Raw genomic sequence first — 16,930 nt, forward strand, 5'->3', positions numbered from 1 at the left:
AAGTTATTAAACCAAGGGCATGTTTCATATAATTTATTAGCAGCAATCTATGAGGAGGAGTCCTATGCAAATTGATTCATCACTTCTTGAAGTAAGAAACCTGCATACACATTTTTTTACCAAGTCCGGTGTGGTGAAGGCAGTTGACGGGGTGGACTTTTCTGTGAAACCTGGAGAAACACTAGGAATAGTAGGCGAATCAGGTTCTGGAAAAAGTATTACAGCATTATCCATTCTTGGACTGATACCTTCTCCCCCTGGTCGGATTGTGGACGGAGAGGTTTTATTTAAGGGAGAAGACTTATTAAGAAAATCACCCAAGGAGATGAGAGCCATACGTGGGAAAGAAATTGCGATGGTTTTTCAAGATCCGATGACCTCACTTAACCCTGTGCTTACCGTAGAAAAACAGCTGGTTGAAACCATTTTGGCTCATGAAAAGCTAACTAGAAAACAGGCATTTGATCGGGCATTAGAGTTACTAGATCTCGTTGGAATACCTGATGCCCGCAATAGAATTCGTAATTACCCCCATGAATTTAGTGGAGGAATGCGACAACGGGTTATGATCGCTATCGCTTTATCATGTAATCCCTCCCTGCTTATTGCAGATGAGCCAACTACCGCTCTAGATGTGACCATTCAAGCACAAATTTTAGAGTTGTTTAAGAAAATGCAGAAAGAACTGGATATGGCGCTCGTTATGATTACCCATGATCTTGGTGTGGTCGCAGAAGTTTGTGACAGGGTAATGGTGATGTACGCAGGAAAGCCAGCAGAGTATACGGAGACAAAAAAGTTATTCGATAATGGAAAACACCCTTATACACTTGGTCTCATGCACTCAATTCCTAAAATCACGGAAAAGAAGCAGAAACTTGAAGCTATTTCCGGGATGCCACCTGATTTGCGTTCTCTCCCTACTGGCTGCAATTTTGCACCACGATGTAAATTTGCAATGGAGAGCTGTCTGCATGCAGACCCCCTGTTAAAGAATGTAGAAGATGACCATGCAGTTAGATGCTTCCTTCATGACAAAGTTATTAGCGAGGAGGAATCCTTCAATGAAACCCCTATTGGAAGTGAAAAATCTTAAAAAGCATTTTCCTACAAAAGGTACTTCGCTATTTTCACGTAATAAAGACATGGTAAAAGCAGTGGATGGCATCACTTTCACTGTAAAAGCTGGAGAAACACTAGGCCTTGTTGGAGAAAGTGGCTGTGGCAAATCTACTGCTGGTAGATCTATTTTAAAATTGACCGAACCAACCGAGGGACAGCTCATCTATAAAGGAGAGGATATAACGGCTTTTCGTGGGGAACGCATGCGAAAGTTACGACAGGAAATGCAACTAATTTTTCAGGATCCTTATGCTTCCCTTAATCCAAGGAAGACAATTGAACAGATCATTACAGAGCCAATGAAAATATTTCAGATGGAAAAAGCAGCGCGTAAGCAAAAGCTGGACCGCCTACTTGATGTAGTTGGCTTAAGTTCCTATCACAAATCTCGCTATCCCCATGAGTTTAGTGGCGGACAGAGGCAGCGTATCGGGATTGCCCGTTCATTGGCACTAGATCCTGAGCTTGTCATATGTGATGAACCGGTTTCCGCCTTAGATGTATCGATTCAAGCCCAGGTTATAAACTTATTAGAAGAACTCCAAGAGGAATTTAAACTAACGTACATTTTTATAGCCCATGATTTAAGTGTTATCCATCATATTAGTGATCGAGTGGCGGTTATGTATTTAGGTGAGCTAGTAGAGGTTGGAGAAGCAGCTGAAGTCTATAAATCTCCTAAACATCCTTATACACAGGCGCTTCTATCTGCTGTACCAAAAGCAAATCCTCATCAAGAAAAAGAGAGAATCATCTTAAAAGGTGATCTACCTTCACCAGCGAATCCACCAAAAGGATGCAAGTTTCATACTCGTTGTCCATTCGCAGAAGCAATTTGTCGCAGTGAAAAGCCAACTATGAAACAAGTGTCTTTAACAGGGCAAATGGCTGCCTGCCACTTTGCAAAGGAGGTGGTGAATTAATCACACAGCTTCTAGAAATGTTGAAAGAAATCATACGAGGGGGATAAATAGTGATAAACAAAAAATGGTTAGGAATACTGGTCTTGTTGTTTGCAATGCTGCTTGCTGTTAGTGCGTGTACTGGTGATGATACGGGTTCTAGTAATGAAGAATCCAATGAGGAATCAGGAAATGAGGATGGCGCAGAAGAGGTAGCTGGTGAAAAGACACTCATATTCGGTCGTGGCGCGGATTCCATTCAGTTAGATCCATCAAAAGTAACCGATGGCGAATCCATTTATGTTACGAATCAAATTTATGACACACTTGTACGTTACGAGGAAGACAGTACAGAAGTAAAACCTGCACTAGCAACAGAGTGGACGCCTAGTGAAGATGGGTTAACCTGGACTTTTAAGCTTAGAGATGATGTGACTTTCCATGACGGAAATGATTTCACAGCAGAAGACGTTGTATTTAATTTCGAGCGTTGGGCTACATCTGCTGAATATATTTATTACGGCTACATGTTCGGAGCTTCCGAAGAGGATTTAGGGGGGATTATAGAATCCGTGGAAGCTACTAGTGACTACGAGGTAACCTTCACGCTAAGTGAGCCTAATGCTCCATTTTTACAAACCCTTGCAATGCCTCCTTTCGGAATTGCGAGCCCTAAAGCTGTTGAAGAACATGGAGAAGATTATTTCAAAAACCCTGTTGGAACAGGACCATTTGTATTCAGCGAATGGGTACCGGATGACAGCATTACAGTTACAAAAAACAATGATTATTTTGGAGATGCAGCAAAGGTAGATAAAGTAATCTTCCGTACAATTCCTGATAATGGTGCACGTTTTATGGAACTACAATCAGGTTCCATTGATATGATGACAGGCTTAAACCCTCAGGATATTCAAACGGTAGATGCTGATGAAAGCTTACAGAATATCGAACGTCCATCCATGAATATTAGTTATATGGCGATGAACACGGATAAAGAGGGCCCACTTGCTGAAAAAGCTGTCCGTCAGGCGATTAACTTGGCTATCGATAAAGAAAAGCTTGTTTCCCTTTACGAAGGAATCGGCAAGCCTGCTAAAAACCCTCTTCCTCCTTCATTATGGGGATATAATGATGACATTGAAGACTATGGATACGATGTAGAAAAAGCGAAAGAATTGCTCGCTGAAGCAGGCTACGCTGATGGTTTTGATATTACATTAAATACGTTCTCTAACCCAAGACCATACATGCCTCAACCTAAAGTAAGTGCACAAGCAATTCAAGAAATGCTGAAAGAAGTAAACATTAATGTAGAGGTCATTGAAAGTGATTGGGACACACATTTGTCTCTAACAGAAAATGGTGAACATGACATGGCGTTTTTAGGTTGGACCGGCGATAACGGAGATCCAGACAATTTCCTCTATGTCCTACTCGATAAGGACAATGCAAAAATGGGTTCAGCTGGAAATATTGCATTCTATAAGAGTGATGAAGTTCATGATTTATTGAAGGCAGCCCAAACCGAGATGGACCAAGAAAAACGAACAGAATTATACTTGGAAGCACAGGAATTAATTCATGAGGATGCACCATGGTTCCCAATTGCCCATACAACACCGCCAATTGCAGCAAACAGCAAAGTGGTTGATTATGTGCCACACTCAACTGGAAGTGAACCTTTTAATATGCTTGATATTCAAGAGTAATGTAACAGGAGTGGTGCCGTGGAGCTACAACGGCACCATTCCAATAAAAGGAGGTGTGTTTGATGCTGAAATATATTACCAAACGCTTGCTGATGCTCATCCCTGTTCTTATTGGTGTTTCCATTATTACGTTCTCACTCATTCATTTAATTCCTGGTGATCCTGCACGTAGTATGCTTGGAGAAAAGGCAACAGAGGAGCAATTGAGTGCGTTACGCCAAGAACTCGGACTGAATGATCCTTACATTGTTCAGTACGGCCGTTTTTTAGGAGATATACTTCAGGGAGATTTGGGACAATCTATTCAATCAAAGGAATCCATTGGATATGAATTGTTACATAAGCTACCTGCAACCGTAGAGCTGACCTTATTTGCTATGTTACTTGCCGTTAGCATCGGTATTCTCGCGGGTGTAATTGCAGCAGTAAAGCAATATTCCTGGTTTGATAACATCAGTATGACAGGTGCTTTATTTGGTGTGTCACTCCCCATCTTCTGGCTTGGTCTTATGATGATTTGGTTCTTCTCCGTCAAACTAAATATTCTCCCCCCTTCTGGCAGACTGACACCAGGCATCGAAATGAATACCATAACAAATTTCTATCTGCTAGATAGTCTTTTGACAGGGAATTTCCGTGGATTTAAAGATGCCTTTTTACATTTACTAATGCCTGGCATTGCATTAGGGACCATACCAATGGCTATTATTGCGCGAATGACACGCTCCAGCATGCTGGAAGTGATGAAACAAGACTATATTCGTACCGCAGATGCCAAGGGATTAAAAACACGATTGATTATCTTTCACCATGCCTTAAAAAATGCCTTCCTTCCTGTCCTTACAGTTATCGGATTGCAATTCGGTCTATTGCTAGGAGGAGCCGTGCTTACTGAAACGATATTTTCATGGCCAGGCATCGGACGATATGTGTATTTGGCCGTTTTAGGAAGGGATTATCCCGTTGTGCAAAGCACGATCTTAATTGTCGCAACGATATTTGTACTCGTTAACTTATTAACAGACCTCTTGTATAAGTATTTTGATCCGAGGATTCGTTATGAATAATTGCGTTGCAGGACATTTGAAAGGATGTGATTACGATGGCGCGCACTCCAGAACCCGTAACAAATGCAGCCAGTGGAGAATCCTTAAAAGCTTCTAAACCAATTCCCTTGTGGCTAGAAGCGGGGTTGCGAATCATAAAGAGTAAAACAGCCCTTATCGGTGTGATTATCATTGTGTTACTTGTTCTAACTGCTATTCTAGCACCTGTGATTGCTACACATAGCCCAACTGCCCAAGATATCGTCAATCGCTATCAGGCCCCCTCCTCTGACCACTTACTCGGAACAGACGAACTTGGCAGAGACATATTTTCTAGGATTGTTTATGGGACAAGGATCTCTATCCAAATAGGAGTCATTGCAGTAGGTATTTCACTCGCTATTGGTGTTTTACTTGGAGGAATCGCTGGCTATTATGGACGTTGGATTGATCAAATCGTCATGCGCTTTATTGACATTATGATGGCATTTCCAAGTATTCTCATGGCAATCGCGTTGGTTGCTGTACTTGGACCGAGTCTACAAAATGCTATGATTGCGGTTGGTATTGTGGGAATTCCACAATTTGCGAGGATTGTACGTTCGGCAGTGTTATCTATCAAAGAAAATGAATATATTGAGGCTGCAAAATCAATTGGGGCTAAACATGGCAGAATTCTTATACAGCACGTCCTTCCAAATTGTGTTGCACCGATTATCGTACAGGCTACACTCGGCGTTGGGACTGCCATATTGGATGCAGCTGGTTTAAGCTTCCTTGGTCTTGGTGCTCAGCCGCCAACACCTGAATGGGGTGCAATGTTAAGTGATGGACGAGCTGCGATTCAAAATGCTCCTTGGGTTGTTGCCTTTCCTGGTCTTGCAATTTTCTTTGTCGTCCTTGGCTTTAATTTATTTGGCGATGGCCTACGGGATGCCCTAGATCCCCGATTAAAACAATAAAGTGAAACTTCAATCAGTGCGGGTTTTCATTTTTCCCCCACTGATTGTTTAGTTGAACGAATCGGGGTGTTAGCGTCCGTTTACTCCCACTAAAAACGCTGTTTCACCTCATGTTTTGAAGTGGGAACCTTACGGACGGTTGCACCGGGATAATTTTATGACAATGTGAATTAAGATCTACCCATCTTCTCTATCGTTTTGTATCCGTGATATATGTCGATGAGAAGATGGGTTTATTTTCCTTGTAATAAGGGAATGATGGAATGAGTATAAAGTGAAACTTCATTTGATGAGAGGGTTCCCTATCCTCCCTACTATATGTTAGTTGAATGAATCGGATCTTTTCTGGCAGTTTCCCCCACTTTGTATGATGGATTTCCCCTGCATTTTTTAAAGTGCGGTCTTAAGCCAGTTAAGGTGAAATACATACCGCTCTACTAATAAGGTGAAACGTGTCGAACTATTTTATTTGACCTTTTTTGACCTATTAGGTATGATAAGTATATCCAATCCAAAACATGGATAAAAGTGAAACAATTGAAGGAGGATTTACAAATGAATTTAATTCCTACAGTTATTGAACAAACGAATCGTGGAGAACGCGCCTATGATATTTACTCACGTCTATTAAAAGACCGCATTATTATGCTGGGAAGCGCGATTGATGATAATGTAGCAAATTCAATCGTAGCACAATTGCTTTTCCTTGAGGCAGAAGATCCTGAGAAAGATATTTCTCTATACATCAACTCACCTGGTGGATCAATTACAGCAGGTATGGCTATTTTTGATACAATGCAGTTTATTAAATCAGATGTTTCTACAATCTGTACTGGGATGGCAGCATCAATGGGAGCATTCCTACTTGCAGCAGGTGAAAAAGGAAAACGTTATGCTCTTCCTAATAGTGAGGTTATGATTCATCAGCCACTTGGCGGTACGCAAGGTCAAGCTACTGATATTGAAATTCATGCAAAACGTATTATTCAAATGCGTGAGAAAATTAATGAAATCCTATCTGAACGTACTGGACAGCCAATTGAAGTTATTGAGCGTGATACAGATCGCGATAACTTTATGACAGCTCAAAGATCAGTTGACTATGGTCTAATTGACAAAATTTTAGAACGTAATACAGATAAATAATTTCTGGAAATCAAAAAATGTCCACCTTCGCTCATCTTGTAACGAGGGTGGACATTTTTCTTTGATTTAGGGTGTCAAAACAGTAACTGAACCGTACTTGCTCCTAACAAGCATTTTATCATCCCTAAGAGACAAAAATCCCTTTCGTTAAGAAAGGGATTTTATTCTGTTACAAAGGCAGCTAATTCTTGGATAGCTTTATCTTCGTCTTCTCCATCACCAAAGATAATAATCTCCTCATCACTTGCAACTGCTAAACTCATTAAGCCCATAATACTTTTAGCATTAACCCGCTTGCCTTCTTTTTCTAAATACAAATGAGAACTGAAACGGTTTGCCAGTTGTACAAATTCTGCAGCTGGTCTAGCCTGCAATCCTGTTGGTAATTCCACCTTAACTTGTTTCTCCTGCATCGCCATCACCCTTCTCTGCGTAAGCGTTATCATTTGAAGTAAAAAACTATCCGGTTTGGGATCCCCATACCGGATCTATAAAGCATTATATCTTAAAATTTTTAAATTATTCGTATTATATCATGGTGACCTAAAAAAGAAAATCCTCACCCGTTCTCTAATAGGTCTCCACGCTTAATTTTTTCAGCAAATTCATCTATTTTCTTAAGTCGGTGATTAACGCCAGATTTAGAAATTTTGCCACTGCTTACTAGTTCACCAAGTTCTTTCAATGAAACATCCTGATGCTGCACACGTAATACAGCAATTTCACGTAATTTTTCTGGTAGCTGATCTAAGCCTACAGTTCTCTCAATTAAATTAATGTTTTCAATCTGACGGAATGCAGCACCTATTGTTTTATTTAGATTTGCGGTTTCACAATTAACGAGACGATTAACAGAATTGCGCATATCTCTTACAATCCGGACATCCTCAAACTTAAATAAAGCGTTATGTGCTCCAATGATACTTAGAAACTCCGTAATCTTCTCTGCTTCCTTAATATACACAATGAAGCCATTCTTCCGCTCTAACATTCTAGCATGGAGCCCAAACTCATTAATAAGCTCACAAAGTGCATCATTGTGCTCCTGATAAAAGTTAAATATCTCCAAATGGTAAGAAGAGGTTTCTGGATTATTAATCGAACCACCTGCAAGGAAAGCACCACGCAAATAGGATTTCTTGCAACACGTTTTCTTCATATAATTGCTAGAAATGGACCTACTAAATGTATGCTTCGTTGTTAAAATCTCTAGATCTACAAGTAAGTCCTGTACTTCTTCCTTCATCCGTACAATATAGACATTATTCTTTTTTAGCTTCATTTTTTTGCGTACGAGTAGTTCGACAGGCAGATGATAGAGGGATTTAATTAAGGTGTAAATTCTCCTGGCAATCGCAGCATTTTCTGTTTGTACATCAAGCACATATTTTTGTTTTGATAAGGAAATGGCACCATTCATGCGAATGAGTGCGGCTAGTTCTGCCTTTTTACAGCATTCATCTACCTCTATTGCTGTTAATTCCTTCTTTATTTCGGATGCAAATGACATTGGGTATTCCCCCTCTCTACTTCCCAATTACTTTTGCTGGTTTTGTTTATTCATTCATGATGTTTCTCTATAAAATCGAATAAAGCAATTGTGCTACTTTCGTATTATCATGTCTCAGCATTTTCTGGGAATGGTTTATAATATCCCCTTCAATAATCTGTAGTCCCATTTTAAGAAGTTGATCGGTATCATAAATAACCGGCTCAGCATTTTCTTCCGCATAGATTTCTCGAACGGAGCGAACGATTGGCTCATTATGTACGACGATAGCATCTACACTATCCTCCCCAATATGGTCCCGTATAGCCTGTACATGGTTGGAGGCAGTGTAACCAGTTGTTTCTCCTGCCTGGGTCATGACATTACAGACATAGACAACTTTTCCCTTTGTCTTACGAATTGCCTCATCAATCTTTGGCATAATGACTGTCGGCATAATGCTAGTATATAGGCTTCCTGGAGCGATCACGACAAGGTCAGCATTTTCAATTGCTCTGACTGCGTTTGGCAAGGGCTGGACCGGTTGTGGACTTAAAAACACCCGATCAATTTGTTTATTGGATAATGGGATATTCGATTCCCCAGAAACAATGGTTCCATCCTTCATCTTTGCATGAAGCGACATATTGTCGTTTGAGATAGGATAAATCTTCCCCTTCACATTCAGTACACGGGAGATCTCTTTTATCCCTGTATTAAAATTACCTGTTATGGCAGTCATGGCTGCCAACAGCAGGTTTCCCATTGAATGACCTGATAAGCCATTTCCTGCATTAAATCTGTGCTGAAAGAGCTCAATAAGCATTGGCTCTGCATCTGAAAGTGCTGCGATCACATTGCGAATATCGCCAGGTGCAGGGATCGCCATTTCAGATCTTAGTCTTCCTGTGCTCCCACCATCATCGGCTACCGTTACAAGAGCAGTTAGATGAATTGGTAAATTCTTTAATCCCCGTAATAGGACCGGCATCCCTGTACCGCCTCCCACAACGACAACTTTTGGTAAAGCTTGTGGTGTCATACTAATGTCCCTTTCTTTTGTCAATATCTCTGTGGGTTACATGCGTTATATACGCAGATGACAATTCATTGGCAAAAAACTCAGAAAGGGCCACAGACCGATGTTGCCCGCCTGTACAACCAATAGCTACGACAAGCTGAGATTTTCCTTCTTTTTTATACTGTGGCAGCATAAATTTCAGAAGATCAAGTACCTTATCATTAAATACCTGCGTTTCAGACCATTTGAAAACATAGGAGGAGACATCTTTATTCAACCCGGTTAGCGGCTGTAATGTTGGCACATAATGTGGATTAGGAAGGAAACGTACATCAAAGACTAAATCTGCATCGATTGGCAAGCCATATTTAAACCCAAAAGATACCATGTGTACTGAAAAAATTTCCTGTTTTTCTTCCGTATATTTTTGAACGATTTTTTCACGTAATTCCTTTGGCTTTAAGGAAGTTGTATCAATTATACGTTGTGCTCTTCCTCTTAGTTGGTCAAGAATTTCTCTTTCTTGGCGTATTCCATTCAATGGCAAACCGCCAACATCCAAGGGATGCGCTCTTCTCGTTTCTTTATATCTGCTAACTAATTTTTCATCCTTCGCGTCAAGAAAAAGAATATGCTCTTCCAGCCAGTCTTCTTTTCCAAGCACGTCTAATGCTTCAAACAGGGAATCAAAAAACTCTCTTCCACGTAAGTCCATTACAAGAGCTACTTTTCGAATATTATTTCTTGAATCCCGCATTAATTCGAGAAATTTCGGCAGTAATGCTGGTGGTAAATTATCCACACAGTAGTAACCTAGATCTTCAAAGCTTTGAATAGCCACTGTTTTCCCTGCACCAGACATGCCTGTTATAATAACCAGCGACGTTTCGCTATGTTTACTTTCCATCTGTAATCTCCTCCATTCAGAATTAGCCCCTAGGATGGATCCAAACGGGCATCAAGAAGTTGATAATCCTCCGTATATGTAAAAGCGCCGTATAACAACTCCTGTGAGCGTTTGACATGTTGAAAGATTTTCCGATCCCCTTCTGCCATTGGTAATTGTTCTATTATCTCCAATGGAACCCATTCTAGCTCACCTTCTGGACTGCTATCTGTCAGTTCCCCATTATATGCATATGCTACAAAGGTAAACATCATCCACTCCTGAATGAAAGTATCTTCTGTATCAACCGAAAAGGTGAATACACCTGCAAGTTCAGGATCCTGTAGATGGAGATTTGTTTCCTCACGGTATTCTCTGGTGACCGCTTCTTTTATCGATTCCCCGGCTTCCATCTTCCCACCAGGTATTGCGTACCATCCACGTCTTGGTTTTTTTATTAACAAAACATGATTATTTTCTATAACAATACAATTGGTTACACGTTGCATTCTGTATTCGCCTCTTTCCGTATCTTTTAAGAGGATGTTGTTTGGCCCGGAGCGTCCGGGTCTTGCCGACACCTAGCACGGTCGTTTTAAATCGGCGTTCCTTTATACGGGCGATCCCGCTTTTCTTAAACAACGCTTCTTCTATTATACAATGAAAAAATTCATTCCAACAAGGTAAAGGTTTTACCAATCGCTATATCTATTTAATCGGTCAACTTTCGACAAGAGACCGAGGCAGGCTTCTTCATTCTGTAGCCATGCCTAATTTGAAATTAAGTATAGGATAACCAAACATACATTTTTATATTTTCCTAAGTAAAAAAAAGACACAGGCGCATCTGCACCTGTGCAAGAAACTAATCTATCTATTAAAAGGGGGTCAATTAGTTATTTATAGTGTACCCCATTTTTATTGCGTGCGTATTACAGCAGCGTTAAAAAGCAGTTACTTCTTAGTAAAGTTAACTTAACAATACTAAGATTGGGTTGTTTTCAATGCTTCTTGAAGGTCTTCAACATACTTAATTGCAGCCTCAGCAGCTACACTTCCGTCTCCTGTTGCTGTTACAATTTGTCGAAGTGTTTTTTCTCGAATATCTCCAGCTGCAAAAACACCAGATACATTTGTTTCCATGTGTTCATTCGTTGGAATATAGCCTTCTTCATTCGTGATACCAAGTGATTTAAATGGCTCACTTAAAGGCACCATACCAATATAAATGAAAACCCCATCAATGTTTTCTTCTTTCACTTCTCCAGTAAGTGTGTCTTTTAATGTTACACTACCTACTTTTCCATCTTTACCATTAATGGTTTCAACAACAGTGTTCCAGATAAAGTCAATTTTATCATTGTCAAACGCACGTTCTTGAAGAATCTTTTGTGCACGTAATTTATCACGACGATGCACAACGGTAACTTTATCAGCAAAGCGTGTCAGATAGATACCTTCTTCGACTGCAGAGTCTCCGCCACCAATGACGATGAGGTTTTTTTGCTTGAAGAATGCCCCATCACAAACAGCACAATAAGAGACACCACGTCCACCTAATTCTTCTTCACCTGGTATACCAAGTTTCTTGTACTGGGCACCTGTAGTAATAATTAGTGATCTGGTGTTATATTCCTTTTTGCCAGCCACAACAGTCTTATAATCGCCATGGTCAATTACCTCTTTAATATCACCATAAGCGTATTCAGCACCAAATTTTTTCGCATGGTCAAACATTTTATTGGATAAATCCGGTCCTAAAATATGGTCATAACCAGGATAGTTTTCCACGTCTTCTGTGTTGGCCATTTGACCACCAGGAATGCCGCGCTCAATCATAAGTGTTTGTAAATTTGCACGAGACGCATAAACCGCTGCAGTCATTCCTGCAGGACCAGCACCTGCGATAATCACATCATACATACGTTCTTCGGACATATCTATCGCCCCTTTTTCCTTCTATTAATTAGCCACATCAAGCTTATAAGACAAATGCGATTTCGTCTAATATAATGCTCAATCCCATGGCACTGATTCTTTAGCTAGCTTAGGGTATTTCTTCGTACCTTCTTCCCAAAGCTTATAGGCCCGTTCCTTATCCCCATGATGAAATGCTGCAATACTGTACCAGCGAAAATAAGAAGGATGTCCTTTTAGCTTGCCTTTTGAGAGGAGTAGAAAGCGTTGAAAAGCTTCCTCAAACCGATTCGTACGGGCAAGGGTAACAGCAATTCGCAGTTTTTGTTGCTCATGGATAGGATATACATTTAGTAATGCCTGAATATGAACTTCATATTCCGTGTATTTTCCCTGTTGGAAATAAAATAAAGCAAGATTTACATGACTGTAAAGGGAAGTTGGTTCTTCATCAAGAATATCTTCCTCCATTTGGATCGCTTTTTCTTCATCACCAGAGAAAAATAATGCCTGTGTATAATCATGCTTTGTCAATTTGTGCTCTGGAAATAGGGTCATCATCTCCTCGATAAGCGGGATTGCCTTTTCCCATTCCATATTTTCCATATGATAAAAGACGGTTTCTTGATAAATCAGGAGTTCATCCTCATCCTCTAAATCCCAGTCTTCTTCTTCATCCTCATCGATATCAATGAGTTCTAACAACCTTTTAGCTTCCTCACTTAAATCCCCTTCAGGCTCTTGCTCAAGGTACGATAACGCAAATTTTTTCGCATCATGAAGCAAACCCAAATGGGCATAATTGTTTGCAAGTAAATAATAACAATCTACATAGTCTGATGATTGCAGTACTTTATTTAATAGCTGATTTGCTGCGTGAAATGCACCGATTTCCGTATATATAACCGACATTTGGCAAAGATACAGTGGATCTTCTGGCTTTGCTTCTGTTGCTTTCTTCATCCACTTTATTGCAATGTCAAATTTACGTTTTTGAAAAGCCTCTATGCCTTTTGTGAAATAAAAGTCACCTTCAGGAATAAAAGGGATAACATTGTTCTGCTGTTCTTTCTTACCTTTTGTCACCTGTTGCATGCATATCCCCCTAATTAAATTACATACGAAAAGATTATACCACAATACCATGTCAAATTATATAGGGTGCAGTTTATGAACTAGATAAAGGAAATGACTCATAAAAAAGCCGGACAAATATTTTGTCCGGCAATTTGTAAAAAACACGCAAATAAGCGAAATCTTGAACAAGTTAGGATTGAACAGGTGTTACAGCATCATGTAAAAGTTGCTCCAACTCTTCTGTATAAGCTTTTGTTTGAGCATCTGTCCACTTCAATTCTTTTGCCATGTAGCGAATTACATTATCTTTGTGTGCTTTAACCCATCCAATTTCAAAGAACAAAGCACCCGTACGACGAACAAAGAAGTCAACTGGTTTATAGGCCAGTTCATATTCTAGTGCGTAAACAAGTTCAGCAAATACGATAGGATCGATATCTTCCGTTTTAGCTTTCTCTTGATTCGTAACGTACAGTTCTAAAATCTTATCAAAATTAGATCCGTATCTCTCGACCAGCATGAGAGCAGTCTCCTCATCAAGTCCCTGTGCCATACCTTCACTTACTTTTCTATTTTTGAAATCCTCAAATCCTTTTGATCCGCCAACTTCTCCACCAGAAAGGGCTAAATGCTCTGTTTCCGATCCTGAATAAAGAACCCCTTCTTCTTCTTTCAATTGTTTGGTAACTTTATCGACTGCATGTTGTGCCATTTTTCGGTAACCTGTTAACTTACCACCGGCCATGGATATAAGGCCAGAGTCTGAAACGAAAATCTCATCTTTACGTGAAATCTCACTAGGATTTTCATTATCTGCTTCTGCAATTAAAGGACGAAGACCTGCCCAGCTTGAATCAACATGCTCAGCTTTTATATCGAGGGTAGGGAACATATAATTAATCGCATCGATAATATAATCACGGTCCGCTTCCGTCATTTTTGGATTAGCGATATCGCCTTTATAGGTTGTATCTGTTGTACCTACATAGGTCACATTATCTCTTGGAATTGCAAAAACCATTCTTCCGTCAGGTGTATCAAAGTAAATTGCCTGTTGTAACGGGAAGATTTCTTTACGGAAAACAAGGTGGACCCCTTTTGTTAGATGTAGAGCCTTCCCTTTTTTAGAACCATCAATTTCCCTTAATTCATCGACCCATGGGCCACCTGCATTAATAATTTTTTTGGCGTATACTTTATGTTGTTCACCAGTAATCGTGTCTTCCATAACGACTCCAGAGATTTTATTTGCATCATTGTAAATGAAATCCACTACTTTTGTATAATTCACCGCATGGACACCATGTTGCACCGCTTTTTTTAGTACTTCAATTGTCAAGCGAGCATCATCTGTCTTATATTCAACATAAAACCCAGCCCCTCTTAACTCATCACGTTTAATAAGTGGCTCTCTTTCCATTGCTTCTTCTGGTTTGAACATTTGTCTACGTTCACCTTTTTTCACACCAGCAAGAAAATCATATACGCGAAGTCCTAAATTTGTAGTAAGTGGACCGAACGTACCGCCCTTATGAAATGGCAGCATCATCCATTCGGGTGTCGTAACATGTGGTCCATTTTCATAAACAATGGCGCGTTCTTTCCCTACCTCTGCAACCATCTTCACTTCAAATTGTTTTAAATAACGCAGACCTCCGTGTACTAGCTTTGTAGAACGACTTGACGTTCCTGCAGCAAAGTCCTGCATTTCTACTAAACCAGTCTTTAAGCCTCTAGTCACGGCATCCAGTGAGATTCCTGCACCGGTAATTCCACCACCGATAACCAGTAAGTCTAATTTTTCCTCTTTAAAATGATTAAATGTAAGATTTCGATCATAACTTGAAAAAACAGTCATGTTTAAGCCCTCCTGTTTATTACAATTGTCTATACATATAAATACCCTATTTTTCGTATTCTAATGTACTTTTCCTCAGAAAAATTGCTCTTCAGGCAAACAAAAAACCACAAAGCACACTAATCAAATCATGATTAGCGCGTTCGCGGTTTCTCCATTTCTCCGTCCGAGATTATTAACTTAAATTCATTATAACATAGCTATAATTGGAAGTATAGCAATATGTTAATGGTCTAAAGCAGATTAAGAGAGTCTATACCTGTCTCTTAACGATACCCACTTATTTAAATTCCTGTGCCGCCTTTACAGCTTTTTTCCAGCCGTTATACAGCTGTTCTCTTTCATCCTCATTAATTTCAGATTCAAACGTTGTATCAACTTTCCATTGATTTGCGATTTCTTCTTTGCTTTCCCAGAAACCAACAGCAAGTCCTGCCAAATAGGCTGCACCAAGTGCTGTTGTCTCTGTGACAACCGGACGCTCTACTTGAAGTCCCAGTATATTGCTTTGGAATTGAACAAGGAAGTCATTGTTAACAGCGCCTCCATCTACACGTAATGTTTTCACATCAATACCCGAATCATCTTTCATTACATCTAATACGTCACGTGTCTGGTAAGTGAGAGACTCTAGTGTTGCACGTACTAAGTGCTCCTTCTTCGTTCCACGGGTCAGACCAAAAACTGCCCCTCTTACATCACTATCCCAGTAAGGCGTACCTAACCCAACAAATGCTGGCACGACATATACCCCGCCAGTATCTTCAACACTTGTAGCAAGAGATTCAGTCTCTTTGGCATCTTTAATAATTTCTAATCCATCACGAAGCCACTGAATTGCCGACCCAGAAACAAATATACTACCTTCGAGGGCGTATTCTACCTTTCCATCAATCCCCCATGCGAGTGTTGTTAATAAGCCATTGTCAGACTTAACGCCTTCTTCTCCTGTATTCATCAACATAAAGCCGCCTGTTCCATATGTGTTTTTTGCCATACCTTTTTCAAAACATGCCTGACCAAATAGAGCAGCATGCTGATCTCCAGCAATACCAGCAATTGGAACTTCATGTCCAAAGAAGTGATAGTTTACTGTTTTTCCATATACTTCAGAAGACTGCTTTACCTCTGGTAGCATGGATTTCGGGACACCAAGAATATCAAGTAGTTCTTCATCCCATTCTAAGTCATAGATATTGTACATAAGGGTTCTTGATGCATTCGAATAATCTGTTATATGTTGTTCTCCGCCAGTTAACTTGTAAACAAGCCATGTATCAACCGTGCCAAACATTAATTCTCCATTATCTGCTTTTTCCCTTGCACCATCTACATTATCCAAAATCCATTTGACTTTGGTTCCAGCAAAATAAGGATCAATAAGCAATCCTGTCTTATCTCGGAATAGTTCATTATGACCAGCCTCGCGCAGTTCATTACAAATATCAGTAGTTTGACGCGACTGCCATACTATTGCTCGGTAAATTGGCTTTCCGGTATTTCGGTCCCACACAACGGTTGTTTCTCGTTGATTAGTTATACCAATTCCAGCGATGTCTTCTGGCTCGATATCACTCTTTCGCATTGCCTCAGAGATACTTGATAACATAGACGTCCAAATCTCGTTCGCATCATGTTCGACCCATCCTGGTTTTGTAAAATGCTGCTCGAATTCACGTTGGCCTGTTTCTACAACTTTTCCTTCTTGATCAAATATAACAGCTTTTGAGCTAGTAGTTCCTTGATCTAATGCTAAAATGTATTTTCCCATTACAATCTCTCCTCTTTTATA

The 16,930-nt window shown here is 40.0% G+C and carries 15 protein-coding genes; 6 read left to right on the forward strand and 9 right to left on the reverse strand.

The window, feature by feature from the left end:
- Positions 1–64: 64 nt before the first annotated feature.
- The 6 genes from BN988_RS08135 to clpP all read left to right on the forward strand — a co-directional run bounded on the left by BN988_RS08135 (position 65) and on the right by clpP (position 6,890).
- Positions 65–1,096 carry an ABC transporter ATP-binding protein gene (locus BN988_RS08135; protein ID WP_036575021.1) on the forward strand — a complete coding sequence of 344 codons (1,032 nt, stop codon included), beginning with the start codon at positions 65–67 and terminating at the stop codon, positions 1,094–1,096.
- Positions 1,065–2,045: an ABC transporter ATP-binding protein gene (locus BN988_RS08140; RefSeq protein WP_036575024.1), complete on the forward strand. Its 981-nt coding sequence runs from the start codon at positions 1,065–1,067 to the stop codon at positions 2,043–2,045. Before BN988_RS08135 ends, BN988_RS08140 begins: the two co-directional genes overlap by 32 nt.
- A gap of 50 nt (positions 2,046–2,095) precedes the next feature.
- Positions 2,096–3,736: an ABC transporter substrate-binding protein gene (locus BN988_RS08145; protein WP_147629693.1), complete on the forward strand. Its 1,641-nt coding sequence runs from the start codon at positions 2,096–2,098 to the stop codon at positions 3,734–3,736.
- Positions 3,737–3,798: 62 nt separating this feature from the next.
- Complete coding sequence (locus BN988_RS08150; protein WP_036575026.1) at positions 3,799–4,803, forward strand: ABC transporter permease; 1,005 nt, start codon at positions 3,799–3,801, stop codon at positions 4,801–4,803.
- A 35-nt stretch (positions 4,804–4,838) separates the two neighbouring features.
- Positions 4,839–5,744 carry a nickel transporter permease gene (gene nikC, locus BN988_RS08155; RefSeq protein WP_036575028.1) on the forward strand — a complete coding sequence of 302 codons (906 nt, stop codon included), beginning with the start codon at positions 4,839–4,841 and terminating at the stop codon, positions 5,742–5,744.
- Positions 5,745–6,281: 537 nt separating this feature from the next.
- A complete protein-coding gene (gene clpP, locus BN988_RS08160) occupies positions 6,282–6,890 on the forward strand; it encodes an ATP-dependent Clp endopeptidase proteolytic subunit ClpP (RefSeq protein ID WP_259343651.1) in 609 nt (202 codons plus the stop codon).
- 161 nt (positions 6,891–7,051) lie between these two features.
- Here clpP and BN988_RS08165 read toward each other — a convergent pair whose 3' ends face one another.
- The 9 genes from BN988_RS08165 to glpK all read right to left on the reverse strand — a co-directional run bounded on the left by BN988_RS08165 (position 7,052) and on the right by glpK (position 16,909).
- The gene (locus tag BN988_RS08165) at positions 7,052–7,303 is read right to left on the reverse strand and encodes an HPr family phosphocarrier protein (RefSeq protein ID WP_036575033.1); all 252 of its coding nucleotides are present in this window, start codon (positions 7,301–7,303) and stop codon (positions 7,052–7,054) included.
- Positions 7,304–7,449: 146 nt separating this feature from the next.
- Entirely contained in the window at positions 7,450–8,400 is a 951-nt protein-coding gene (gene whiA, locus BN988_RS08170; RefSeq protein WP_036575036.1) for a DNA-binding protein WhiA, read from the reverse strand.
- A gap of 67 nt (positions 8,401–8,467) precedes the next feature.
- A complete protein-coding gene (locus tag BN988_RS08175; RefSeq protein ID WP_036575039.1) occupies positions 8,468–9,421 on the reverse strand; it encodes a gluconeogenesis factor YvcK family protein in 954 nt (317 codons plus the stop codon).
- 1 nt (position 9,422) lies between these two features.
- Positions 9,423–10,307 carry an RNase adapter RapZ gene (gene rapZ / locus BN988_RS08180; protein WP_036575042.1) on the reverse strand — a complete coding sequence of 295 codons (885 nt, stop codon included), beginning with the start codon at positions 10,305–10,307 and terminating at the stop codon, positions 9,423–9,425.
- A 29-nt stretch (positions 10,308–10,336) separates the two neighbouring features.
- Entirely contained in the window at positions 10,337–10,795 is a 459-nt protein-coding gene (locus tag BN988_RS08185; protein ID WP_036575045.1) for an NUDIX hydrolase, read from the reverse strand.
- Between the two features lie 475 nt (positions 10,796–11,270).
- Positions 11,271–12,224, reverse strand: coding sequence for a thioredoxin-disulfide reductase (trxB, locus tag BN988_RS08190; protein WP_036575048.1), 954 nt, complete (start codon positions 12,222–12,224; stop codon positions 11,271–11,273).
- Between the two features lie 78 nt (positions 12,225–12,302).
- Positions 12,303–13,298, reverse strand: a complete 996-nt coding sequence (locus BN988_RS08195) for a tetratricopeptide repeat protein (protein ID WP_036575050.1) — start codon at positions 13,296–13,298, stop codon at positions 12,303–12,305.
- 172 nt (positions 13,299–13,470) lie between these two features.
- Entirely contained in the window at positions 13,471–15,138 is a 1,668-nt protein-coding gene (locus BN988_RS08200) for a glycerol-3-phosphate dehydrogenase/oxidase (RefSeq protein ID WP_036575051.1), read from the reverse strand.
- Between the two features lie 280 nt (positions 15,139–15,418).
- Positions 15,419–16,909 (reverse strand): glycerol kinase GlpK, encoded by a 1,491-nt coding sequence (gene glpK, locus BN988_RS08205; RefSeq protein WP_036575053.1) that lies wholly within the window; start codon positions 16,907–16,909, stop codon positions 15,419–15,421.
- Between the last annotated feature and the right edge of the window lie 21 nt (positions 16,910–16,930).

Origin of the sequence: Oceanobacillus picturae, assembly GCF_000612865.1 — a bacterium.
Classification (GTDB): Bacteria; Bacillota; Bacilli; order Bacillales; family Amphibacillaceae; genus Oceanobacillus_B; species Oceanobacillus_B jordanicus.